Origin of the sequence: Rhizobium sp. BK313 (assembly GCF_014193655.1) — a bacterium.
In the GTDB taxonomy this organism is placed as follows: domain Bacteria; phylum Pseudomonadota; class Alphaproteobacteria; order Rhizobiales; family Rhizobiaceae; genus Rhizobium.
This window is the reverse complement of record NZ_JACHZQ010000008.1, coordinates 57,112-80,629: the sequence shown is the minus strand read 5'-3', so window position 1 is coordinate 80,629 and position 23,518 is coordinate 57,112. Positions and strand designations below refer to the sequence as shown.

Below are 23,518 nucleotides of genomic sequence, written 5' to 3'. Positions count from 1 at the left end.
GCGGCTCGGCGCTGGCCGGAAAGCTTAACCGCTCTAAGCGGGTACCTTCGCCGGTAGCGTCTTCTGCTTTCCGCCCGTCAGGATCTTCAGGAACAACGGCACGATGCCGCGGCTCATTTGAGCTGGATCGTGCGCAGCCTGGAAAGGCGCCTTATACCCGAAGAGATCGGGACGTAGTGACCGCATCTGCCCGGCTTCCACGAATTGTTTGGCGTAGTGCTCCGGCAGATAACCAAGGTATCGTCCAGAAAGAATGAGGCGGGCTTCCGCTTCCATATCGCTGACGACGGCGCGTGGAGAAGAGATCGCGAAAACCTTGAGGTCGCGCGATCCCCAATAGCTGCGAGCCACGATGTTGTGGCGTCGCACTTCGTTGACGTCGATCGATGCTTCGTCCATGGCAAACAGCGGGTGTCCCCGGCCGCAGTAGAAACGCTGATTTTCGACGTAGAGGTCGGTGTAGGTCAGCCCGAGGGTGATGCGCGGAAAGCTGGCGATGGCGATCTGCACCTGACCCGCGATGACATCGCGCAACAGTTCGTGCGGTGGCTTGGTGACGATGTTAAGCGAGACATCCGGCGCCTCGTCGCTGAAACGGCCAAGCACATCTTCCAGCGGCGAATTGGGATCCGAAATCGTGTTGTCGGTGAGACCGATAGTCAGCGTCCCGGTCAGCCGGTCGCGGAGACCGCGCATGCGGGCGTCAAACTGGTCGAGCGTGCCGAGAAGCCGCAGCACTTCGTCATAGACCGCGCGCCCCTCCGGCGTCAGCGAAAAGCCGGAACGGCCACGCCGGCACAGAACCAGCCCCAATCGGTCTTCAAGCGCCGAAATGTGGCTGGAGATGGTGGCGAGCGAGAGGTTGAGTTCGCCCTGGGCGGCGGAAAATCCTCCTGCTTCGACGATCGTCGAAAAGATGCGCAGCAGTCTGAAATCCAGTTTGTCGAGCGCCATTCCCCTGGCCCTTATGATAGTTTGATGAATGCCATAGTGAACTATAAATCATTCTCATTCACAAGCGCTCCGCCGTTCCTCTACGCTCGCTGCATAGATGGAGTGTTGCTGTGGCTGAAGACATATTGCCTTGGACTATCAATTCGGAAACCGGGACGTTGCGCGACGTTCTGCTTTGCCCTCCCGATTATTACGAATGGATCCCGACGAACGATATTTCGCGACGCGCGCTGGAATACGGTCAGAAGTTCGACAAGCAGGGGATATTCTCGCAATTCCGCGAGCTTGAGGACGCCCTCGAAGACGCCGAGGTCAAGCGCCACTATCTCGTCCCGACGCCCGGCCTTTCCTATCAGGTCTATACCCGCGACAGTTCGCAGGTAACGCCCTGGGGCGTCGTGGTGACACAGCTGGAGCGACCGCAACGGCGCGGCGAACTCGGTGCGATCCTTGAATTCTACAAGCGAACGGGCGAGCCGATTTGGAAGGTGCCGAGCGCCGGCTGCATTGAAGGCGGCGATATTCACGTCATCCGCGACGGCGTTCTGGCTGTCGGTTATTCCGGCGGCAGGACGGAGCGCCCCGGCGCCGAACAGTTCGGACAATGGTTCCGCGAGCAAGGATGGGACGTCTGTCTCGTGCCGTTCGCCGAGCATTTCCTCCACCTGGATGTCATCTTCTCAATGGTCGCAGATGGCATCGCCCTCGGCTGCATCGATGTGCTTGACGATGCCTTCCTCGCCTGGCTGAGCGAGCATGGCATCAAGCTTATCGAGGTAAGCTACAAGGAGGCGATGCAGGAGATGGCCTGCAACATTCTGGCGCTTGGCAAGAACAGGGTGATCAGCCCGCGCCACTCCAAACGGATCAACGCCGCGATCCGGGCCGAGGGTTTCACGGTCCTCGATCCCAATCTCGATCTCTTCGCGGCAGGCGGCGGCAGCGTGCATTGCATGACGATGCCGTTACGGCGCGACCCGCTTTCCACCGTCACCAGGTAAGGGCGACAGGGATGCATGGGATGGCCGATGTCTTGCCTGTTTCAACTCCGGACCGAAGTCACACTATGACCCTTTCTCCCGCACCCGCCACCAATGCACCGCCCGCCGTGCAGGTCGCCAGAGTGCGCAAGTCCTTCGATGAGGTGCTGGTTCTCGACGATCTTTCGCTGACCGTCGAACAGGGGGAGTTCGTCTCCCTTCTCGGCCCGAGCGGCTGCGGAAAGACGACACTGTTGCGGATGATCGCGGGCTTTATCGAACCTGACGCCGGTCACATCGGCATCGCCGGAAAATCCATGGTGGGGATTGCTCCGCGGCAACGCAATCTCGGCATCGTCTTTCAGAACTACAGCCTGTGGCCGCATATGAGCGTCGAGGAGAACATCGGCTTCGGGCTTGAAACGCGCAACGTTTCCAGGGGCGAGCGGCTGGCGAAGGTTCAAGAGGTGCTGCATCTGGTCGGGCTCGACGGCTATGAGCGCCGATTGCCTGCCGAACTGTCGGGCGGACAGAAGCAGCGTGTCGCGATCGCCCGGGCGATCGTCTACAAACCGCAAGTTCTTCTACTCGACGAGCCGCTTTCGGCACTGGATCGGAAGTTGCGCGAACGCATGCAGGTCGATCTTCGCGATTTGCAAAAGCGGCTCGGCATCACAACGATCCTTGTCACGCACGACCAGGAAGAGGCCCTGGTCATGTCCGATCGCATCGCCGTGATGCGCAACGGGCGTTTCGAACAGGTTGGCAGACCGGCTGGAATCTACGATCGTCCGGCTAACGATTTCGTGGCCGATTTTATCGGGCGCATGAATTTCGTCGACGCCGAGGTTGTTGCTTCCGATGACGTCAGAGCCAGCCTTCGCAGTCATTGGGGCGGCGATCTGAAGACGATCGCAGCCGCGCCGCCCGAGATCGGCAAGCGCATGCGCGTCATGCTGCGTCCGGAGCGTATCACCATGTCCGATCGAATGGTGCCCGATGCCTGGCCCGCTGTCGTCATGGCCGCGACCGTGCTCGGTCCTCTCGTTTATTTCGAATGCCGCCTCGATACCGGAGTGACAATCAGCGTTGCACGTAGCCGAACCGGCGCGTCCGACTGCGCTATCGGAAGCAGAACGTGGCTGCGATGGAACGACGACGACGTTCAGATCGTCGGCCAGTCGGTCGACCAACCCTATCAAACAGGAGATTTAGCATGAAAAGAGCTTTGCCAATCCGGCAAGAGCGCAGGGCGTTTCTTGTTGCAACCGCGCTTGCGGCCCTTGCTGCATTCATGCCCGCAGCCTTCACTTTCGCTCAGGCGGACGACCTTGTCGTCGGCTCCTGGGGCGGTGTCTGGGACGATACAGTGAAACAGGCCGTCGGCAGCAAATTTACCGCCGAGACGGGTTCGCAAATTCAGATCGTCCCCGGGACGAGTACCGATCAGTTCGCCAAGCTGATTGCCAATCCGGATTCACCGCCCTTCGACGTGCTCTATATCGATCTCGATGCCGCAGCGGCCGGCTTCTCCCAAGGCTTGTTTCGCAAACTCGATGTCGCGACGATTCCGAACCTCGCCAAAGTATATCCCAATGCGATCTACGGTGGCGGACAGGCGGTCGCCGCAAGCTTCGGCGCCATTTCCATCGTCTACAATCAGGCGAAGGTCCCATCCGTCGACAGCTGGTCCATCTTCTCCGATCCGGCAAATGCCGGCAAATACGCGCTGAATGTCGTGGACGGCTGGGCGCTTTATATGCTGCCGGTATTCGGCAAGATCAAATCCGGCAGTACCGATGATTTCGACGGCGCATTCGACGCGATCAAGGCGATTGCGCCGGGCGCAAGCCAGTCGCTCGGCGATGAGGCGCTGCATCAGTCCTTCGCCTCCGGCGACGTCCTGTTCGCGCCCATGTATAGCGGCGAAGCATACGTCATGTATCAGGCCGGCCAGAAGGATATCCGCCTTGCCAAACCGAAAGAGGGCATGGTCGCCGTGCCCAACCTTTTGGTGATCCCGGCGCATGCCAAGCATCCGGAACTGGCGGAAAAATTCATCAACGCCGCGCTTGAGGAAAGCGCCCAGACGACTTTTGCAACCCAATATGCTTCCGCGCCTTCGGTCACCAGTGTCAAGCTTGACCCGAGCATGGCGCAATGGATGGCGACCGGCGCACAGGAAGTCGGCGCGCTCATTCAGCCGAATTGGGTGAAGCTCAACGCCCAGCGCGACGCGTTGGTGCAGCGCTGGAATACCGATATCGTTCCGGAGATCGGCGCGAAATGACTGTCTTTGGCCGAGTGGCAATTGCACAAAGAGCGCCGGCCCCTTGGGCGACGCTGCTGCTCGGCCTCGCGGTCGCGGTGTTTCTGGCCGCGCCGCTCGCCTATCTCGCGATGCAGAGTTTTGAGACCTTCGTTCAGCCGGGCGTGTTTTCGAGCGATCCGACGCTTGCCAACTACGAACGCGCCATCATCGATCCCTATGCCGTCACCGTTCTGCTGACCAGCCTGAGAATCGCTGCCGTCGTCACCATTGGATGCGTTGTCCTCGGTTTGCCGGTGGCCATGTTCGTCGCCCGCGAGATGGGATGGCGGCAGCGGCTGGTGCTGATCGTCATTGCCGCGTCGCTGTTCACCAATCTCGTGGTGCGGGCCTATGGTTGGATGGTTTTCCTGGCGCCCAGGGGGCCTTTGAATGCCCTTCTGATGGGCGGTGGTCTCGTCGACAAACCGCTTCGTCTTCTGTCGACCGAGGCAGGTGTCGAGATCGCGCTTGTGCAGGAGCTGCTTCCGGTCTTCATCCTGCTTTCCGCTTCGGCGCTGCAGAATGTCGAGCGGACGCTGGAGGAGGCGGCTTTCATCTGCGGCGCCAGCTGGCTTCGCGTTTTCAGACGGGTGATCCTGCCGATCGGCCTGCCGGGAATCGCGGCCGGAACAACGCTGGTCTTCCTCATGGCCTTCGGCAGTTTCGTCGCCCCCGAATTCATCGGCGGCGGCAGGGTTTTGACCGTTGGCACCCTGATACGGCAGCTCGTCGCCAAGGTGATCAATTATCCCTTCGCCTCGGCGCTTTCGATCCTTCTCATTCTGCTTGCCTTGGCAGCCCTGGGGCTGATTGCTGGCGCAACACAGCGACTTTCTCGGCGGAGCACGCGATGAGACAGCTGGCGCGCGCAGCCTATATTACGCTTATCGTCGGCATCGGCCTTTTTCTTTGCTTGCCGACGCTCGTGGTCGCGGTCACCTCTTTCTCGGCGAGCGCCGCGATCTCTTTTCCTCCCACGGGCTTCAGCCTGAGCTGGTATGCGAATTTCCTGACGCGGCTGGAATTCCTGCGGTCGCTGCTGCTCAGCCTGTCGCTTGCGATCATCGTCGCTCTGACGTCGGTTGGCCTCTCCACGTTCGTTGCGCTCGAAATCGGCCGCGGCTCACCGCGGCTGCGCAGGCTTGTCGAGGCCATTGCCCTCATCCCCCTGATCTTGCCGACAATCGTTTTTGCGTCGGCGCTTCTGCTGTTGGCGGGGCGGCTTCAGCTGACGTCGAGTTTCTTGCCGACGCTGATCGTGCTGGGTGGCGCGCATCTGATGATCTCGCTGCCTTTCACCGTGCGGATCTGCATGTCGGCCTATGCGGCAATGCCTGCCGCCTACGAAGAGGCCGCCAATATTACCGGTGCCGGATCGCTTCTTATCATTTGGCGGATCGTTCTGCCCTCGATCAGCTCGGCACTGCTTGCCGGCGGACTTTTCGCCTTTCTGATTTCCTTCGACGAGCCGGTCGTCAGCCTGTTCCTGTCCCGTCAGGATCTCGTGACGCTTCCGGTACAAATCCAGACCTATATGCGCTTCCGGCCCGATCCGACGATTGCCGCGATCTCGACTGTGATGAGCGCGCTTTCCCTGACCACCGTGCTTGCGGTCGATCGGCTATTCGGGCTCGCCCGCATCTTCGGTCTCAACCGTTGACAATATTTTTTTCAAGAGGTTCAACTCATGACTGATTTCAGAACCGATACCGAACGTGCGTTCGAACACATTGTAGCCCTGACCAAACTAGGCCCACGCGTTGCGGGAACTCCCGAGGAGGCGGAGGGAATTGCTTATATCGCAACGACCTTCGAGCAATACGGCCTGAAGGTTCTGACGCCCGAGTTTCCGATCATGCTCTGGCGGAAGGAAAAATTTTCGGTTTCCGCTGGCGGCCGGAGGTTTACGGCCACGGCTGTTCCCTTCGCGGGCACCTTGCCGCCCGGCAAACATCGCTTGCCGCTCGTTTATCTCGAAACCGGATCGCGGTACGATCTCGAACATGCCGGCGACGTCAGCGGCAAAGCATGGCTGATGTCGCGCGATGCCTATGTCCACTATCCGGATACGGCGCTTGCCGGGAAAGTCGCGCCGTTCAAGCCAGCGCTGCTGATCTTCACGGCGGCGCCGGGACATATCGGCGGCGTTCCGACCGTCTTCTACAATTTCCGGGACCGAGCCAAGATGCCAGCTCCGCCCTGTCTGGTCATGGGACATCAGGATGTTGCGTACCTCGCCACCAAAGGCATCGCCGAAATCGAAGTTCAGCTTGAGGCGGATGTCGTTCCGGCGGTGTCCCGTAATGTCATCGGCCTAATCGAAGGCACAGAGCACCCTGACGAAATCATCGTGGTCTGCGCGCATCATGACAGCGCGCCGACCAGCCCCGGCGCTGTCGACAACGCCGGCGGTGCGGCCGTCGTTCTGGAGCTTGCACGTGCGGTCAAGGCTGCAGGTGTCGCGCCGAAACGGACCGTGCATTTTGCGATCTGGGGCTCACACGAGACGGGCATGCATGGCAGCGAATTCTACATTCGCGATGCGATTGCGAGCGGCGCAAAGGTCGTCGCCGCAATCAATCTCGACGGCATCGGCATGAGCGTCGGACAGGATCATCTGAGCATTCTCGGCGGTCGTGACTGGAACGATTTCATTGACGGCGTCGCCGACGAAACAGGTATCGAACCCAGTATTTCGCGGGGGCCGGGCTATACCGATTTCACCAATTTCGGCGCGGCCGGCATCCCGTCCGTCAGCATTGCCCAGGCCTATTTCGGCTGGAACCACACGCCCGCTGACGACGTCGACAAATGCGCGCCGCGCGGTCTGCTGAAGCCGCTGGAGATGACGGCAAGCCTGCTGCAGGCGATCCTTGCCGCTCCGGACTACCGGCCGGAATTCAGCGATGAACTCCGGAGCTATACGGCCGACTTCAATGGCCGCTGGGGCTGGTCCAACTTCACGCCCTATGAGCCGGAACAAAGTTTGGAAAAGACCAAAGTAAGTTGAGCATTTTTGGTATTCGTCGCTGGACTGGCGCGAATTATTGGTTGAAAAACAGAGATACGAGCTTAGCGACGCAGATCCGCCGGCCCCCTGGGAAGGGCCACCAAAAAGCGGACTGCAAACGCGGCCAATCAAACAAGAAGGGAACATAATGTCCAATATCACACGAGCACTGCTGCAACGACATCTCAGCCGCCGCGGTTTCCTCGTCCGCTCCTCACAGGCGGCGATCGCAGCCTACGCGTCGACCTATGCCGGCGGCGCATTTGCGGCCGACGTTCAGGAGATCACGTTTCTGAATTATGGCGGTCTTTATGGCGACAATCAGCGTAAAGCGATGATCGACCCGTTTACGGCGGCGACCGGTATCAAGGTTCAGACGCCATCCGGACCGGACGCCATCGCGACGCTGGTCGGCGAGACCAAGCAGGCCAACGCGTCGACCGACGTCATCGCGCTCTCCGACGTGCAGATGGTGACCGCGATCGCCCAGGGCGGGTTGCTGGCCCAGATCAATCCGTCGAACGTGCCAAATGCCGCCGACCTGGCGGATGGCGCAAAATCGGCGCCATACTCCTACAACGTCGAGTTCGATCCCTGGGGAATTCTCTATCGTACCGACAAGATGGACAAGCCCACGAGCTGGAAAGCGATCTTCGAGCCCAAGGATGCGTCCCGTGTGGCCTTCGTGCGTCCGAGCGCCGATAGCGGCTCGCTGCTCAGCATGATCGCCGCCAGCGTCATTGCCGGTGGAACGGAAGACGATGTGTTGACGAAGGGCGTGCCTGTCATCAAGGCCTTGCGTGAAAAGGGGGCGCAGTTCGTCGACTACGGTGCTGGTCTTAGTCTGATCCAGAACGACGGCGCCGATATCGGCACGTTCTACAACAACGAAACCTTCGCCATGGCCGACCAGGGCCTGCCCGTCGACTTTGCGTTCCCGCAGGAAGGCGTGTTTCCGATCGGCGTCTGGCTGGGAATGCCGGCGAATATCACGCCGGGACGCAAGGCCGTTGCCGAAAAATTCATCAACTGGATGCTGAGCCCCGATCCGCAGATCGCCATGGCGAAGCTCATGTATAGCGGCCCGACCAACAAGAAGGCGGATGTCGGCGACGCCTTGCGCAACAAGGTGCTTTCGGCCCAGACGATGGACCGCGCCTACAAGCTCGATCTTCAAAAGGTGGCCAAGCTCCAGGACAGCTGGATGGAAGCCTGGAACAAAGAGATCGCCGGCTAAGCATGTCATCCGTAGAGCTTCGTGGCATCGCCAAGTCCTTCGGTTCAGCGCCAGCCGTGCATCCGCTCGATTTTAGCGTGAGGGACGGCGAATTCCTGTCGATTCTCGGCCCTTCGGGCTCGGGAAAGACAACCCTGTTGCGCATGATCGCCGGCTTCGAGCAGCCGGATAAGGGAACCATCTCGATCGGGGGGCGCGAGGTTTCGCGCCTCTCTCCCGATCGGCGCAATCTCGGCGTCGTCTTCCAGAGCTATGCTTTGTTTCCGCATATGACCGTGCTCGACAATGTTGGCTTTGGTTTGCGGATGCGCGGCATCATGAAGCGCAACCGCAATACACGGGCGGCCGAGGCGCTTGCGTTGGTCGGACTGTCCGGTTTCGAAGGCCGCCTGCCGCGCCAATTGTCCGGCGGACAGCAGCAGCGCGTGGCACTTGCGCGTGCCATCGTTTTCGAACCGGATGTGCTGCTGCTGGACGAGCCGCTCGGCGCGCTCGATCTCAAGCTGCGCAAGCGCATGCAACTCGAGCTCAAACAGTTGCATCGAACGCTGAGACGTACCTTCATCTATGTCACGCATGATCAGGAGGAAGCCCTGACCATGTCCGATCGCGTTGCGGTCATGGACGGCGGCCGCGTCCTTCAGGTCGATACACCCGAGGCGATCTATCACAATCCTTCGTCTTCCTTCGTCGCCGAATTTCTAGGCGAGAGCAATCTGATACCGGGAACCGTTTGCGGCGGCCGCAATTCCGAGACGACTCGTTTCAAGGGGCCCGCGGGGATGCATTTCGACCTGCCGCGTATCGGCAGGATCGAGGCTGACGTGCCGGCCCTTCTCTCCGTTCGCCCGGAGCGCGTTATCATCTCCGAAACAGATGGCGAGGCGGGGACGGTAATTTTTGCCGCAACCCTGGAGGCCGTGGTCTTCAAGGGAGCGTGGATATCGGTCGTGGCGCGCATCGGATCCGGCACACGCTGCGAGGCGCTGATCTCCAATGACGGGCGAGCGATGCTCAAGCTGCCGGCACCCGGGCAGGTGGTCCGAATGGCGTTCCGGCCGCAGGATGCACGCCTGCTGGAGGGCACGCCATGACGGCATCGGTCGGCATGCCGGGCAAGAATGTCCGCTGGCACGATACGTCCGGATGGTTGGCGCTGCTGCCGGGTCTTGCCCTGATGGTCGTCTTCTTCGTGCTGCCGGCGCTGAAACTGCTCGAAATCTCCTTCTATCCGCATGAATTGGGCAGCGTGCTGACGCCGGGCTTCACGCTCGACAATTACATTCGTTTCCTGACGGATTCGTTCTATCTCAGTAAGCTCTGGCTGACGATCCGACTTTCAGTCGTCGTGACCATCGTCACTTTGATCTTGAGCTATCCCGTTGCCTACGTTCTCGTGCGTGGGCATTTCGTCGGGAAGGGACTGATCATCGGCCTCGTCCTGTCGCCGTTGCTCACCAACTTCATCGTGCTTGTCTTTGCCTGGATGCTGTTACTTGGACCGCAGAGCTTCGTCGTCAAATTGCTGCATTCGCTGACCGGCAGTCCGATCAAGCTGCTCTATGCCGAGCCCGGTCTGATCATAGCGCTGGTTCACGTTTCGATACCCTATGCGCTCATTCCCCTGATCGCGTCGCTTGCCCAGGTGCGCAAAGATCTGGAGGAAGCATCGGTCAGTCTGGGCGCCGGACCGTGGAAGACCTTCTTCCTCGTGGTCCTGCCGTTGACGTATCCGGGCGCGATGTCGGCGGCTTTCGTGGTCGTCTCGATCGTCCTGTCGGGTTTCGCCTTCGCGCTGTTCATCGGCGGAGATTCCGTGCTGATTGTGCCGCTGTTGATCTGGCAGGCGGTCAACGACACCCATGACTGGGCGATGGCGGCGGCCATGTCGTTCGTTGCCTTCATCGTCGTTGTGCTCTTGCTTTTCCTGTCGATGCGGCTCAGCGGCATGGCGCGGTCGCGGGGAGGCACGCAATGATCAACGCCCTGCATCGCAATCCCGTGGTGGTGGTCCTGTTCCTGCTGGTGCTTTCCTTCATTCTGGCGCCGCTGGCGATCGCGACCCTGATCGGCTTCTCGTCCTCGCCTTTCCTCGCCTTTCCGCCCCCCGGTTTTTCCCTGCAATGGTTCAAGCGCTTCTTCTCCGACGACGCCTTCATGTCCGGGCTGGACCTCAGCCTGCGCATTGCCGTTATCGTGACGGTTGCGGGCACGGTCGTCGGCGTTCTGTCGGCCTATGGTCTGTCGCGCATGAAAGCTCGTATGGGGCAGCAGATCTTGACGGCCATCATGCTGTCGCCGCTGATCTTTCCGGTCATCGTCATTGCGCTCGCCCTGCTGCTGTTTTTGTCGAACTTCAATCTGCTCGGTTCGCTGACCGGATTGATCATCGCCCACCTGTTGATCGTTGTCCCATTGGTGATCAGCACGGTGGCGGCAGCGCTTGCAGGGCTCGACAAGAGTATCAACGAGGCGGCTGCAAGCCTCGGGGCAGGGCCATGGCGGACGTTTGGCCTTATCATCCTTCCGCAAGTGCGCGGCGCTGTTGCCGGCGCAGCCCTTCTGTCCTTCCTGTTTTCCTTCAACGACGTGACCTTTGCGGCCTTCATCGGCGGGGTCAACGCCCAGACGCTGCCGCTGAAACTCTTCGGCTACATCCGCTATCAGCTCAATCCGATGATTGGGGCGGTGTCCGCGATCTTTATTTTTTCGACCCTGCTGGTGATCGTGATTTTCGATCGCATCGTCGGCTTCGACCGCCTGGTCGGCATCAAGGAGTAACTTCATGCGCTTTCTCATCGGTGAATTCACTCACGAGAGTAATTGCTTTGCAACTGTCAGGACCGACCGTGCGCGTTTTGAGGAACTGAACCTCCTGGTTGGGGAAGAAGTTCTGGTCGAGCATCGCTCACGCACATCGGTGGTTGGCGGCTTCATAAACGTCTTGGAGGCGAGGAAGCATGCCGTCGTCGGTAGCATCAGCGCTTCAGCCTTTCCTTCCGGACCAGTTGATGGCGAATTTTATCGCTGGGTGCGCTCGATATTGCTTGATGATGCGGCCAAGGAAAGCTGGGACGGTATCCTGCTTAGCCTGCACGGGGCGATGTTTGTCGAAGAGGCGGCCGGCTTCCCCGATCCGGAGGGTGATTTGGTTGCCGCCATCCGCGCCGTAGTTGGCCCGGATCTCCCGATCGCCGTTGTTCTGGATCCGCATTCCGATACCACCGATCTGCTGCTTTCCGCTGCGAGCTTTACGCTTGCCTATAACGAAGAGCCTCATCGCGACGGCCATGAGCGTGGCCTGGAAGCGGCCGAGTTGCTGTTGCGGATGAAGGAAGACGGACTGAAGCCGGTTTCCGCACGGCGGAAGGCGCCTATGCTTCTGCCGGCGATCAACATGGCGACCGACGAGGGGCCGATGCATGATTTGCATGAATTGCGCGCCGAGCTTGAGAAACTGCCTGATGTCATCGATATCTCCATTCATGGCGGTTTTTACGGGTCGGACCAGGAGCAGGCGGGTTTCGGCATCGTCTGTACGACCGACGGTGACATGGCGCTTGCCGAGCGGCTGGCGGATCAGGTTGCGCAAGCCGCCTGGCGGAAACGTCACGAATTCATCGTCGAGTTGACGGAGCCGGATGCCGCGGTTGCGCTTGCCAAAAGCGCGGGCGAACCGATCGGTCTCGTTGACGAAGCGGACGATCCGGCCGGCGGCGGCTCATGTGACAGCGTCCTGATCCTCAAAGCCATGATCGAAGGCGGTATAACCCATGGTGGCGTTTCTACGATCTGCGACCCCGAGGCTGTTGCGGCGTGCGTTGCGGCGGGCGCGGGGAGCACGCTGACTATCGCGATCGGCGGTAAGGCGGATGACCTTCACGGCCCGTCCTTAACGGTGACTGGAACGGTGCGACGTTTCCACGAGGGACCGATGGCGATCGATCAGTGGTCGGGAAAGACTTTCGACGCCGGAATGATTTCAGTTCTCGATGTCGGCGGCATCCTTGTCGTCCTGACGGAGCGCAAGATGGTCACCGAGAACATCGACATCTTCAAAAATCTTGGCTTCGATGTGCGCGATATGCAGGCGATCGTTTTCAAGGGACTGGGTCTTCACATTCGCCAGGCGCTTGAAGAGCGCGTGAGGCGCTTTCTGCCCATCAACGGTGTGGGCGTCACCCATCCAGACGTTACTCAGCTCGGTCCCTATCGTCACCTCAGCCGGCCAATTTGGCCGTTCGATGTCGACGTTGATTTCCGGTAAGAAAGCGGCCAGGGTGACTGCTCCGACGTCGTAGACACTGACAACCGGGGCAGTCGAATGCAACGGGCGGGACCACCGGGCCCAAGAGACGACCGGCATTTGGCCGAACGCGGGTGCAAACGCCGTCGACGGGGGAGTTAGGCTCCATCCACCAGCTTATAGGCCTTGTCGAGATAGCTCTGGTCGATCCAGTTGTCATATTTGACCGTGCCCTTCAGCAGCTTCGCCTCGGACATGAAGGCCTCTTCTCCCTTCAGCGACTGGATGGCCGCATCCGTGATGCGCGGATCCTGGTAGAAATGGCCGTCGGCGTAGGTCTTGCGCACGGCCTTTTCTAAGGACTTGGTTTCCTCGGAGAAGATCTTGATCGTCTCGTCAGGATGGGCGTCGGCCCAGCGGGCAAGCTCTATGTCGACTTTCAGTAGTCGGGTCAGGATATCGGGATACTTGCGGGCGAACTCGCCATTGACCGAGATGATATAGGGTGCCGACCATTCCGGATGATCGTTGGCGTCGAGCAGAACGCGCGCCTGTCCGGCCTCGACAAGCTTCGCCCCCACATCCTCGGTCTCGACGATCGCATCGACGTCTCCACGCACCAGTGCCGGTCCGGAGGCATCAAAGGCGAGATTGAGGGAATCCACGTCGTTGGTCGTCAGTCCGACGGCATGAAGCGCCTTGCTGAAGATCGAATGGCGCACGGTGCCGAAGAGATAGGCAACCTTCTTGCCCTTGAGATCGGCGACTGTTTTGAATGGCGCATCAGCACGAACGATGATCGCCGAACCATCCGCTTTGGTGAAGCTGGAAAGGCCAACAGCCTTGACGTCGGCACCTGCGGCGGCGACCCGCAGCGCCGGATTGTTGCCGGTGTAGGTGACCTCGATCGCGCCCGTCGCAAGAGCCGTCGTCGCCTCCGAGCCACCGTTGGTGAACACGACGAGCTCTACCTTGATGCCGTCTTTCGCGAATTCCTGGTCGAAAGCACCGCTATGGCGCGCCAGGATGAATTTGAGATGGCCGGGCGCCGTGCTGCCGATCCTGATCAGTGAGGGCTTGTCCTCGGCCATGACGGCGCGGCTCGACATCGAGAGCGCGACGGGCGCGGCGGCGGCGGCCTGGAGGAATGTGCGTCGGTTGAGAGAAATAGCCATATTGTGGTTCCTGAAATCAGAAGTCGGAATGATCGGAGTGGCTCTTCCACGCGGTTGCCCAGCGCTCGAACCAGACCAGGAGATAGTTCACGAGAAGCCCGATCGCCGTCATCGTCAGAATGCCGGCATACATGTCGGCGGTCTGCATCATCAGTTGCGATTGCTGGATGAGGAAACCGAGGCCTGATTTGGCCGCGAGCATCTCAGCGCCGATGACGGCGAAGATCGAGGATTTGACCGCAAGCTTCATCCCCGAGACGATCGAGGGGATGCTCGCGGGTAGGATCACCTTGCGGAACAGATTGAGGTCCGACGTGCCCATCGACCGAGCCGCCTTGATCAGCAGCGGATCGACCGACTTGACGCCGGCAATGGTATTGACCAGCAGAAAGAAGATCGAGGAGTAGAAGGTGACTGCGATCTTCGACGCTTCGCCGATCCCGAGCAAAAGGATGAAGACAGGCAGCAGCGCGAACTGCGATGTATTGCGCAGCGTCTGGACGAGCAGATCCGACACCTTCTCGAAGATTGGATAGCGACCCATCAGGAATCCGAGCGGGATGGCGACGACGACTGCGAGTCCAAAGCCTCCGGCGGCCCGCTCCAGGCTGATGCCGATGTTGTCGATCAGCGTGCCGTCGAGAACCATCGCCCACCAGGCCACGCAGACCTCGCTGAGCGGCGGGAAGAAAATCCGGTTCAACCAACCGGCGCGCGGCGCGATCTCCCAGAGGGCGAAGAATGCGATCAGCAGCGGCAGCCCATAGAGATAGCCGGGGACCTGCCGCGGCTTCCGCGCTTTCTGTGGCGTTGCGCGATCAGCAGAGCCGTCGCGGAGCGACCGCAGATTGCCGGCAAAACCCGTCTTGTCGCTGACATAAGCCATGTTCGTTACTCCCGGACTCAATGGGCGAAGGCGGCAAGGCCGCTTTCGCGTTGCGCTTTGTCGACCTCGTCACGCAAGGCTTCCCAAACCTCGGCACGGTAGGCGTTGAACGCGTCGGAGGCGCGGATATCGCCATCACGCGGGCGCGGCAGATCGACGTCGATGATCTGCTTCACCCGACCGGGCCGCGCCGTCATCACGACGATGCGGTCGGCGAGATAGATCGCCTCGTCGATGGAATGGGTAACGAAGACCACGGTCGTGTTGATCTTCTCCCAGATTTTCAGAAGTTCGCTCTGCAGGGTGTCGCGGGTCTGGGCGTCGAGGGCGGCGAAGGGCTCATCCATCAACAGCACCTGCGGCTCTGTCGCAAGCGCGCGGGCGATTGCCACGCGTTGCTGCATGCCGCCGGAAAGCTGATTGGGATAGCGATCGGCGAAGTCGGACAGACCGAAGAGGGCTAGGAAATGCCGTGCGCGTTCGGTGCGTTCGGCTTTGGCAACGCGGCGGACTTCGAGCGCATATTCGATGTTGGCAAGCGCTGTGCGCCAGGGAAACAAGGCATACTGCTGGAAGACGTATCCAGTCTTCGGATCCGGCTTGACGATGACGTTGCCGTCGAGACGAACGACACCATCACTCGGCTGGCTGAGGCCGCCGATGATGTCGAGCAGAACAGATTTGCCGCTGCCGCTTGGGCCGACGAGGGTGACGAATTCACCCTGGCGGATCGCCAGATCGATGCCGTCGAGAACTGTGACGTGATCGGAGGGCCGGCCGTCGATCGTGACGCGCTGGCCGGCTTTCAGCTGAAAGGTCTTGCTGACATCGGAAACGATGATGCGGTCCATGGCTGTCGGTCCTTTCTAGACTTGGGCGACGCGGATGCGATGCGTCGGGTCATATTCTGAGCCGCCGGGCTTTCCGCGTTTCCAGCCAAGTTCACGGGCATAGATGCCGAAAAGGCCACGCTCCTCGACTTCAGACTCGCGAATTCCGGTCGGACCGTCGGCGTGTTCGGCGACATAGAGAGCGTCGGTCGGGCAGTAGATTTCGCAGAGATAGCAGGTCTGGCAGTCGTCCTGCCGGGCAATGACGGGCACCGCTTCGGTGGCATCGAAGACATTGGCCGGGCAGACCTTGACGCAGATATCGCATTCTATGCAGCGCGTTTCGGATACGATCTCGATCACGATGCCATCTCCTTGCGGTCCTGATCGGCGTCGCTGCCGATGGCGATTGCATCGACGCCGGTCAGCACCAGACGGCGTGCAAAGGCCGGATCGCTGTTTTTGATATCGATGCGGCGGTGCATGCCGCGGCTTTCTTCGCGGGCGAGCGCCGCCGTCACCGACCATCGGCCGGCCGCGACGATGCTTGCTGCCTCGCGACTGCGCAGGCGATCATTGCTCTCGCCGCAGAGATGGTCGCGGACGTCGTGCCACAGGCTGTCGAGCCGGTCGCGGCTCACCCGAAGCCGGCCGCCATCTCGGAAGTAATTCTTCTCGAGCGGGATGACTTCCGCGCGGACCGTATCGACGATCTCTTTGGCACCGACGCCAGCTTTGGCGCTTGCTGCCGGCCGCAATCCGGCCTGACCCAGCGGGCGGGAGGCGCGGCGAAACGCCTTGGTCTCGTAGCGTCGGGCATGGGCGGCAGCACCCTGGCCTGACCACCAACCGCTGGCGATCGCCCAGGAGGAGTTCGGCCCGCCGCCGCCGGAGACGCCGCCGGTCAGGTTTTCGCGGCTGGCCGCATCGCCGGCAGCATAAAGGCCGGCGACATCGGTGCCGCAGTCGGAGGTGGCGATGCGTATGCCGCCGGTACCGCGCACGGTTCCCTCTGCCTTGAAGGTGACGCGGAAGAGATCGCTGAAGGGATCGATACCCATGCGGTCATAGGGCGTAAAGCAATTCGGCTGGCCCCGGCGCAGCCAGTCCTTTAAGGAAGGCTCTGCCATATCGAGCTTGGCAAAGACCGGAGCTTCGATCATCGCGCTGACGATATCCCTCTCACGGTCGCCGATGCCGTTTGAGAGATGCTCGCCATTGCCATCGAGGATCGCTGTGCCGTCCTCCCGGTAGAAGCGCGCCCAGCGAAAGGGCAGCCCCTTGTTCAGCGACGAGCCGTGCGGCGCCAGCGTGTATTTTCCCGTAAATTCCATGCCGGAGAGGCCGGCACCCGCCTCAGCGGCCATCAGCAGGCCGTCACCGGTGAGCGTCGTTGCTCCGAGAATGCGCTCGCCGAAAGCGCAGCCTCCGGTCGCCAGCACAACGGCGCCGGCGTCCACGCGCCAGTCGCGGCCGCGCTGCCTGTCGAGGCCGGCAGCGCCCGTGACGGATTCCCCATTGGACAGCAGTTCGAGTGCCGGGTGATGATCGAGCACGGTCACGCCGGCGCGGAGCACGCGGCGGCGCATGAAGGCCATGTAGTCTGGGCCACGAAGATTGGCGATATAGAGCTTGCCATCGTCCTCGCTCGGGAAAGGATAGCCCCATTCGGACAGCTTCAGCAGGTTTTCATAGGCCCGATCGACGCAGCGCAGCATCCAGCGTTGATCCGCAAGGCCGCCAGTGCGTTGCCAGCGCCTCTCGACTGTCAGTTGCCGATCCTCGCCTGGCGGAACGAACCATGTGCCGGTATTGGAGGGTGCTGTCGCGCCGCTGGTGCCGAAGTATCCCTTGTCGGCCAATACGACACGGGCGCCTGTATCCGCCGCGGCAAGCGCCGCCCACGCGCCGGAGGGACCACCACCGATGACTAGAACATCCGCCTGCAGATTGAGGAGATCGCCGCCGGGCAAATCCTTACGCTTCAAAGACATTTTGGACTGCTTGCTGGTTGCTTAGGGAGCCGAAAGGCGGCGGGCGAGCCGCTGCCGGGAAGGATTAGGCAGCTTTCGAGAACCAGGAAGGCTCGTTGCCCGGCTGCCATTTGATGTTGCAGCCGATCGAGGGCGTCTGGTGTTCGGCAGGCTTGCCGGCGCTCAGTACAGCCTCGACAGCAGCCCGCAGGTCCGCGCCGGTCACCGGCTTGCCGTTGCCCGGCCTGGCGTTGTCGAACTGGCCGTGATAGGCGAGCCTGCTGTCAGCGTCGAACAGGAAGAAGTCCGGCGTGCACGCCGCACCATAGGCCTTGGCGACATCCTGCGAGGCGTCCTTCAAATACGGAAACTCGTATCCGATATTGCGGACCTCTTCGCCAATCCGGACAAGCGATTCTTCCGGATGTGCCTCGGCATCATTGCTGTTGATGGCGATGACCCGCAGTCCCTTCGGCGCATACTCCCGGGCAAAAGCCGCGAACTGCTCGCGAAGCAGCAGCACGAAGGGACAGCGATTGGAGATGAAAGCGACCAACAAGGCCTTGCCGTCCTCGAAATCCGAGAGACGATGCAGTGCCCCTTCCGCATCCGGCAGGAGAAAATCCGCTGCTTTTGTACCGATGGCAATCTGATTCGACGTGGTCTGAGGCATGTGGGGTTCCCATTCGAAATCTATATAAGCCATATTCTCTATAAAATTAATCAATTAAAACGGATGTTTTTGCTAAGGCGAAGCCGAAATGAGCATCAAAGGTTAGAATTTGCCAGGAAATGAGATTTTCATTCGCGCCGGATTGTATCCGAGCTCCGGCCCTGGAGCGCTGTCTGACGTCCTGAAAGGTGGTCGCCTCAGAACCAAGTGCGATTGTTAGGCTGGGCAAGGTTGGCGGTTCGAAGCCGGCCAGCTCATCAGGACCGCGATCGGCCCAGGGCGTACCCGTAGGTGGCCCTGCCCGTATAGAGACTTCGGCATACTTCTTTCCCTGTTTGCTGATCACCCTCCAGCGACGTGGGAAAGCAAATCGCAGTCGACGTAGCCGCAGCTGCAGATATCATGTAGTAATTTGAACTTCATACAAGGGTAGCCTGGGAGGGGAACCCTTGTGTTGCGGAGGGGAGGAAGAGTTCCGGATGACGAATGTCGCTCATTCACAATATATCGCGCCGAATCCAGCGCGGGAAACCGGATTTTTAGGTACTGGTAACCAGGCTGGCGTGATGCTTGGAAGTAAGTACGAACTCGGTGGCAGCAAGCTGCTTGCGTCTTCCGTCGACCGCGGATGGCGAAGCACTGTGACAGCAGAGGTACGTCGTCACGAGGACCTCCACTGCACCGCATTCGTGCAGCAGGTAAATGAGGTGATCATAGCGCTTTCCGGCTCGGCCAAAATACGCCGGCGGGCAGACGGGCCGGAGCAGAAGTTTCTATCGAGGCCAGGGTCGGCTTGTATATGTCCTCGTGGTGTCGCGGTGAAGTATCTGCATATTCACTCCGGCTCGCTCGACATGCTTCATCTTTATCTTCCGCAAAACCTGTTCGGCAACCTTGAGTGCCCTGATGACAGTCCCGCGGATTCCGGCCTCATGTACACCGGGGGTTTTTATGATCCCCTAGTCCAACACATCGGATTGGCAATAGCCGAAGAACTGCAAGCCGAAAACGCCGCCGGGCGGATCGTTCTGGATTCGCTCGCGCTCGCGCTTGCCGCTCGGATGTTGCAACACTACACCCGTCAGAATCCCAAGAAGTTCTCCGGATCGTTCATCGATGGGAAAACTGCCGGCGCTTTGGACCGCGCGCGCCTCAATCGCGTGCTGGAATTCATGTACCAGAATCTAGGCGCTGACATTGCTCTAGAGGAGCTGGCGAGCGTGGCATGCTTGAGTGTCTACCACTTTGCCCGAGCGTTCAAAATGGCAACGGGAAGCGCACCATTCCAATACTTTACGGACCTGCGGGTCTCGCGAGCAAAGGTCCTGCTTACCGATCCGAATATGACGGTCGAGGATATCGCATTCGCCATTGGCTTCTCGTCAGGGACAAATTTTGCGCGCGCCTTCAAGAAGTCGGTCGGCGTGTCGCCTACACAATATCGCAACGCTCATTGAGCAATGTCGTCAGACTTCGTGTCAGCATGGATAAGGGGCTCGGCGTCAGGAGGTTGGCGATGAAAACGCATGCTGTGCCGGCTCCGCAATCCCGCGTCGATCTCCCAAGTTTTCCGTTCCGACGCTGATCATCGTCTCCTTCTCCCAAAAACAGCAAGAATTGCCACTAGCACAGCAATTCAGGAGTGGCCGTCGTCATCGCGGTCCATAAACTTCGAAGTCCCTTACGCGTGACGATGGGTCATCGTAATCAGGTCTTTGGTTTCGAGAGGTACCAATCGGTAAAACACGTCTTTGTTGCCAGCCGCGATCGCAGAGGCCGAGGTCGTTCTCACTTAGCCATTGCTGATCGTTGTTCTGGCTTCAAGAGCAGGGCTTGCCCGCGCGGAGGAGGACTGCGCGGGACAGCACAAATGTTCACCGCTGCCGCCTTTTCGCGGCAGTATCGGGCGGAGTGGGGAGGCTGCGTCGTGAGCGGACATCGCACGAATACGAATATCCAAGACAATTTTGTAGAACTGCCGTTGGCGAGATCAATCGAGACGCGTGCCGGCGCGCTTGACATCGCGATCCTTGGAAGCGGATCCGGTCAGGACCTGATCATGCTATCCCACGGCCTAGAGAATTGGTCGTCGCTTGTCGACATCGCTATGGGTCTTGTCCGTGCCGAACCGACACTGCGGGTGATTGCTTTTTCAAGACCCGGCTGTGGATCGAGCCCGCCGATCGCAGAGACCGACCGTGATCCTTTGTATTACGAGGCCAGTGTCGTTTTGCCGGCACTCATGGATGCGCTGGATATTGCTTGCGCAAGTTTTGTCGGGCATGCAGACGGGGCGTCGGTCGCCCTCATTTTCGCAAGCCTTTTTCCTGATCGGGTTCTGAGTGTCACCGGATTGGCCTCATACGGATTTGCGGACGATTACCTTCGCGCCAGTTTGGAGGCTATTCCCTTCAGGCATAGCGGGCCAGAACTCCTTCTGAAATCAAGTGCGGATCAACCCGATCCCAATTTTGCTTATCAGCGCTGGAGACAAAACCGTCTGTCGGAGTGCCAAAACGGATGGGATGCGACGGCATGCTTCGATCGAATTTCCGCTCCGGTCTTGCTGATCCATGGCCTGTGCGATGAATTTATCAGCGTGGGGCAAACAGCAGCGGTCGCGGATCGCATCCCGGGACAGGTGAGTTGGGTTTCGCTCAGGAACTGCGGTCATTGGATCCACAGGGAAAGTCCAGAGCAGATTGTCCTGTTGGTGCAGGGCCAGCTCCGACGCTGGTCCGGTAAGGCATCGAGCGTACGTCCGAGAGCTGCGACACAGGAACGGCGTCTCGCATGCCGGGAGGCCGTCTCTCGGGTCCCCACCAGGTCTCAACAAGAGCAGCCGCGCTCGGAGACCAGAGCGAAAATCTTTTGCTTCGATTGATCGCATCGCTGAACATCCGGTTGTCTTGAGTGCTGTTGGCACCTATAGCTGGGGAAAACCGATTCTGGTGTGGTATGGATCAAGACAAGCCCTTGCAAAAGCTGGTCCCTGCGGTTGAGCGGGCTGTCGGTATCTTGGATCTGATCAGCACGTCGAAACGGTTTTTGACCGTCTCGGAATTGTCACGGGAAACCAATCTTCCGAAGAGCACGGTCCACGGCCTTTGCTTGACCATGGTGGAGCTGGGACTTCTCATTCGTCGGGCGGACCAGAGTTACATATTGGGGCCGCACTTGCTTCGATGGTCACACGGCTTCGACCGGCAGACCGACGTCGCAACCGAGTTCGCCCTCATCTGCGAAGACATGCCGATCCCGGAACATGCGACTGCGTCGCTTTCCGTGCCGGAAGAGACGGATATGGTTTTCATCGCGGCTCGGCAGTCGACAAACAGAAACCGATTTACTGCTCGTCCTGGGATGCGTTTGCCGGCCGTCTTCGTCGCTTCGGGTAAAGCAGTTCTGTCGCTTTCCGCCGATTTTGAAGTGAGGCGGTCGTTCGAAGGCAAATTTCCTCCCCCTCTGACGACCAAATCCATAACTGGAATTGACGAACTTCTGGATGAACTCAAAGCTGCGCGGGAAGGAGGGATGGCGAGCGATATCGGTCAATGCGTGGAAGGTGTGACGAACGTAAGCTCTCCCGTACTGAATGCACTCAATAGACCATTGGCTGCGGTCATGCTCAGCGCACCAAGCGAGCTTGCCGAGGAGAATGCGCTGAAGGACCTTTCCGAGGTCGTTCTAGGGCTCGCCAACCGCCTTTCGTACAGAATGGGTGCGGAGGTAGAGAGATGACGTTTCATCCCATGGTGAGGTGAAAGCCCGTCACCGGTCCCTGAATGCTCTTCACGAAATGGATTGTTACGCCGCAATCCTTCGGCTCGGACGAGATTGTTTTCCCGGATCATTCCTGGCTGTCGCCCGTAATAGTCCGCAGTGAGCGACCCATTCGGTGAAGATCGGCGCCCATACGGTGAGACAGCTGAGTGGCGATCCGTGTGACGTTGGCGATGGCCTTGTCCTGAATGTCGTCATCAAGCACTTCGTTCGGCAGGCTGACAGCCACGCCGGCGATCGGCCGATTCCGTGAGTCGAGCACTGCCGCTCCGAAACAGACGATGCCTTCGGCAACCTGCTCGTTATCGCAGCTGTAGCCAACCTTTCGAACCTCCTGCAGTTCGGCGATCAGATCATCAAGCTCTCGAACACTTTTCGGCGTGCGCACCGGCGGCAATCCTTCGGGGTAAAGACGACGCACCTCAAAGTCACTCATATGACTGAGGAAGGCTTTGCCGGTCGCCGTGAATGCAGCTGGAAGCCGCATGCCTGTACGAAAATCAACGCGGCTGTTGCTGAGCTCCGAATTCCGGGCAGCTATGTAAACGACTTCGGCGCCTTCAAGGACTGTGAGCGTAATCGTCGCTCCGGGCAGTTCTGTTTCCTGATCCCAAATGGACGCGAACTCCGCCGCCACGTCGGACTGAAGGGCGAATGCATTCGACCAGCGCATGACATGCGGGCCGAGCTGAAATGTTTGGTCACTTCTCCGGATAAGAAGCTCCAGGTTGACCAGCGTGTGGCAGAGGGTGTGAACGGAACTTCGAGCGATCTTCAGCTCGCGGGAAAGATCGGACAAGTTCAGAAAACTCTTTGAACGCGCCACGAGGTCCAGAATTCGAGCGCCTCTTTCGAGCGCAGGCACGTGTTTCGCTCGCTGCGTCTTTGGCTCCATGCAGTCCCCTTTCGATGCCGGCGCTGTTTTTCCCTTGACATTTATATAGCCCAGTGATTAGCGTCCTGTCTATTGAAATGTGTTCAGTATAATGAACACAGGGCAGCTATCGGAACAAGGCCGATTGCGGGCTCGCGATTGGATCGTGCTTCACTGGGAGGTTTGCATGGCATTGAACGTCCGCGACTGGGCCGTCAAGTTCGGGGAAGTGACCGATCGTGACCCGACCATAGGGGCGATGGCGCGCTACTATACCTGCACATTCCTGTGGGACATGGGCACCCAGAAAATCATCGTAGAAATGGTCGACGGCAAAACCTACAGGATCAATACCGACCCCCAACCTCTCGATGCCTACGATTTCGCGCTGCGCGCAAGTCCGGCGACCTGGAGAGAATTCGCCAAGCCGATTCCTGACCCGATGTATCACGGAATCTGGTCAGCCAGTTTCCGACGCGATCTCAAGATTGAGGGCAACATCCTCGTGATGATGCAGAACCTGCGCAACTTCACCGTCCAGTTTGAACTCCTGCGCAAGGTCGGCGTGCCCGTCTGACACAGCATC

General features: G+C 59.7%; 23 protein-coding genes. 15 read left to right on the top strand and 8 right to left on the bottom strand.

Annotated features, from left to right (window positions below; translation table 11 throughout):
- Positions 1-33 precede the first annotated feature (33 nt).
- Positions 34-954, bottom strand: a complete 921-nt coding sequence (locus FHT86_RS30790; RefSeq protein WP_133710926.1) for a LysR family transcriptional regulator — start codon at positions 952-954, stop codon at positions 34-36.
- A gap of 110 nt (positions 955-1,064) precedes the next feature.
- Here FHT86_RS30790 and FHT86_RS30785 point away from each other — a divergent pair, with 110 nt between their 5' ends.
- From FHT86_RS30785 to FHT86_RS30735, 11 genes are all read left to right on the top strand, one after another.
- Positions 1,065-1,955 (top strand): dimethylarginine dimethylaminohydrolase family protein, encoded by an 891-nt coding sequence (locus tag FHT86_RS30785; protein ID WP_208116698.1) that lies wholly within the window; start codon positions 1,065-1,067, stop codon positions 1,953-1,955.
- A gap of 65 nt (positions 1,956-2,020) precedes the next feature.
- A complete protein-coding gene (locus tag FHT86_RS30780) occupies positions 2,021-3,154 on the top strand; it encodes an ABC transporter ATP-binding protein (protein WP_166656983.1) in 1,134 nt (377 codons plus the stop codon).
- Positions 3,151-4,224, top strand: coding sequence for an extracellular solute-binding protein (locus FHT86_RS30775; RefSeq protein WP_166656984.1), 1,074 nt, complete (start codon positions 3,151-3,153; stop codon positions 4,222-4,224). Before FHT86_RS30780 ends, FHT86_RS30775 begins: the two co-directional genes overlap by 4 nt.
- Positions 4,221-5,099 carry an ABC transporter permease gene (locus FHT86_RS30770; RefSeq protein ID WP_166656985.1) on the top strand — a complete coding sequence of 293 codons (879 nt, stop codon included), beginning with the start codon at positions 4,221-4,223 and terminating at the stop codon, positions 5,097-5,099. Before FHT86_RS30775 ends, FHT86_RS30770 begins: the two co-directional genes overlap by 4 nt.
- Entirely contained in the window at positions 5,096-5,905 is an 810-nt protein-coding gene (locus tag FHT86_RS30765) for an ABC transporter permease (protein ID WP_133710930.1), read from the top strand. Before FHT86_RS30770 ends, FHT86_RS30765 begins: the two co-directional genes overlap by 4 nt.
- A 27-nt stretch (positions 5,906-5,932) precedes the next feature.
- A complete protein-coding gene (locus FHT86_RS30760; RefSeq protein ID WP_133710931.1) occupies positions 5,933-7,255 on the top strand; it encodes a M28 family metallopeptidase in 1,323 nt (440 codons plus the stop codon).
- 148 nt (positions 7,256-7,403) lie between these two features.
- Positions 7,404-8,492, top strand: a complete 1,089-nt coding sequence (locus tag FHT86_RS30755) for an extracellular solute-binding protein (protein WP_133710932.1) — start codon at positions 7,404-7,406, stop codon at positions 8,490-8,492.
- Between the two features lie 2 nt (positions 8,493-8,494).
- Entirely contained in the window at positions 8,495-9,586 is a 1,092-nt protein-coding gene (locus FHT86_RS30750; protein ID WP_133710933.1) for an ABC transporter ATP-binding protein, read from the top strand.
- Positions 9,583-10,470, top strand: coding sequence for an ABC transporter permease (locus tag FHT86_RS30745; RefSeq protein ID WP_133710934.1), 888 nt, complete (start codon positions 9,583-9,585; stop codon positions 10,468-10,470). Before FHT86_RS30750 ends, FHT86_RS30745 begins: the two co-directional genes overlap by 4 nt.
- A complete protein-coding gene (locus tag FHT86_RS30740) occupies positions 10,467-11,273 on the top strand; it encodes an ABC transporter permease (protein WP_133710935.1) in 807 nt (268 codons plus the stop codon). The genes FHT86_RS30745 and FHT86_RS30740 overlap by 4 nt, the downstream gene beginning before the upstream one ends.
- A 4-nt stretch (positions 11,274-11,277) precedes the next feature.
- Entirely contained in the window at positions 11,278-12,759 is a 1,482-nt protein-coding gene (locus FHT86_RS30735) for a M81 family metallopeptidase (protein ID WP_133710936.1), read from the top strand.
- Positions 12,760-12,896: 137 nt separating this feature from the next.
- On the opposite strand, the gene FHT86_RS30730 is transcribed toward FHT86_RS30735, so the two are convergent.
- The 6 genes from FHT86_RS30730 to FHT86_RS30705 form a co-directional block, all read right to left on the bottom strand.
- Positions 12,897-13,913 carry an aliphatic sulfonate ABC transporter substrate-binding protein gene (locus tag FHT86_RS30730; RefSeq protein ID WP_133710937.1) on the bottom strand — a complete coding sequence of 339 codons (1,017 nt, stop codon included), beginning with the start codon at positions 13,911-13,913 and terminating at the stop codon, positions 12,897-12,899.
- Positions 13,914-13,929: 16 nt separating this feature from the next.
- Positions 13,930-14,799 carry an ABC transporter permease gene (locus tag FHT86_RS30725; RefSeq protein ID WP_133710938.1) on the bottom strand — a complete coding sequence of 290 codons (870 nt, stop codon included), beginning with the start codon at positions 14,797-14,799 and terminating at the stop codon, positions 13,930-13,932.
- 17 nt (positions 14,800-14,816) lie between these two features.
- The gene (locus tag FHT86_RS30720; protein ID WP_133710939.1) at positions 14,817-15,650 is read right to left on the bottom strand and encodes an ABC transporter ATP-binding protein; all 834 of its coding nucleotides are present in this window, start codon (positions 15,648-15,650) and stop codon (positions 14,817-14,819) included.
- A gap of 15 nt (positions 15,651-15,665) precedes the next feature.
- Positions 15,666-15,992 carry a ferredoxin family protein gene (locus FHT86_RS30715; RefSeq protein WP_133710940.1) on the bottom strand — a complete coding sequence of 109 codons (327 nt, stop codon included), beginning with the start codon at positions 15,990-15,992 and terminating at the stop codon, positions 15,666-15,668.
- On the bottom strand, positions 15,989-17,623 hold the full coding sequence (locus FHT86_RS30710) for an FAD-dependent oxidoreductase (protein ID WP_133710941.1): 1,635 nt from the start codon (positions 17,621-17,623) through the stop codon (positions 15,989-15,991). Before FHT86_RS30710 ends, FHT86_RS30715 begins: the two co-directional genes overlap by 4 nt.
- Positions 17,624-17,687: 64 nt before the next feature.
- On the bottom strand, positions 17,688-18,275 hold the full coding sequence (locus FHT86_RS30705; RefSeq protein WP_133710942.1) for a thioredoxin family protein: 588 nt from the start codon (positions 18,273-18,275) through the stop codon (positions 17,688-17,690).
- A gap of 479 nt (positions 18,276-18,754) precedes the next feature.
- Here FHT86_RS30705 and FHT86_RS30700 point away from each other — a divergent pair, with 479 nt between their 5' ends.
- From FHT86_RS30700 to FHT86_RS30690, 3 genes are all read left to right on the top strand, one after another.
- Positions 18,755-19,732 (top strand): helix-turn-helix domain-containing protein, encoded by a 978-nt coding sequence (locus FHT86_RS30700; RefSeq protein WP_133710943.1) that lies wholly within the window; start codon positions 18,755-18,757, stop codon positions 19,730-19,732.
- Positions 19,733-20,145: 413 nt separating this feature from the next.
- The gene (locus FHT86_RS30695; RefSeq protein WP_166656986.1) at positions 20,146-21,159 is read left to right on the top strand and encodes an alpha/beta fold hydrolase; all 1,014 of its coding nucleotides are present in this window, start codon (positions 20,146-20,148) and stop codon (positions 21,157-21,159) included.
- Between the two features lie 29 nt (positions 21,160-21,188).
- Positions 21,189-22,016, top strand: a complete 828-nt coding sequence (locus FHT86_RS30690) for an IclR family transcriptional regulator (RefSeq protein ID WP_133710945.1) — start codon at positions 21,189-21,191, stop codon at positions 22,014-22,016.
- 109 nt (positions 22,017-22,125) lie between these two features.
- On the opposite strand, the gene FHT86_RS30685 is transcribed toward FHT86_RS30690, so the two are convergent.
- On the bottom strand, positions 22,126-22,953 hold the full coding sequence (locus FHT86_RS30685) for an IclR family transcriptional regulator (protein WP_133710946.1): 828 nt from the start codon (positions 22,951-22,953) through the stop codon (positions 22,126-22,128).
- Positions 22,954-23,119: 166 nt separating this feature from the next.
- On the opposite strand from FHT86_RS30685, the gene FHT86_RS30680 reads away from it, so the two are divergent.
- A complete protein-coding gene (locus FHT86_RS30680) occupies positions 23,120-23,509 on the top strand; it encodes a hypothetical protein (RefSeq protein WP_133710947.1) in 390 nt (129 codons plus the stop codon).
- Positions 23,510-23,518 lie beyond the last annotated feature (9 nt).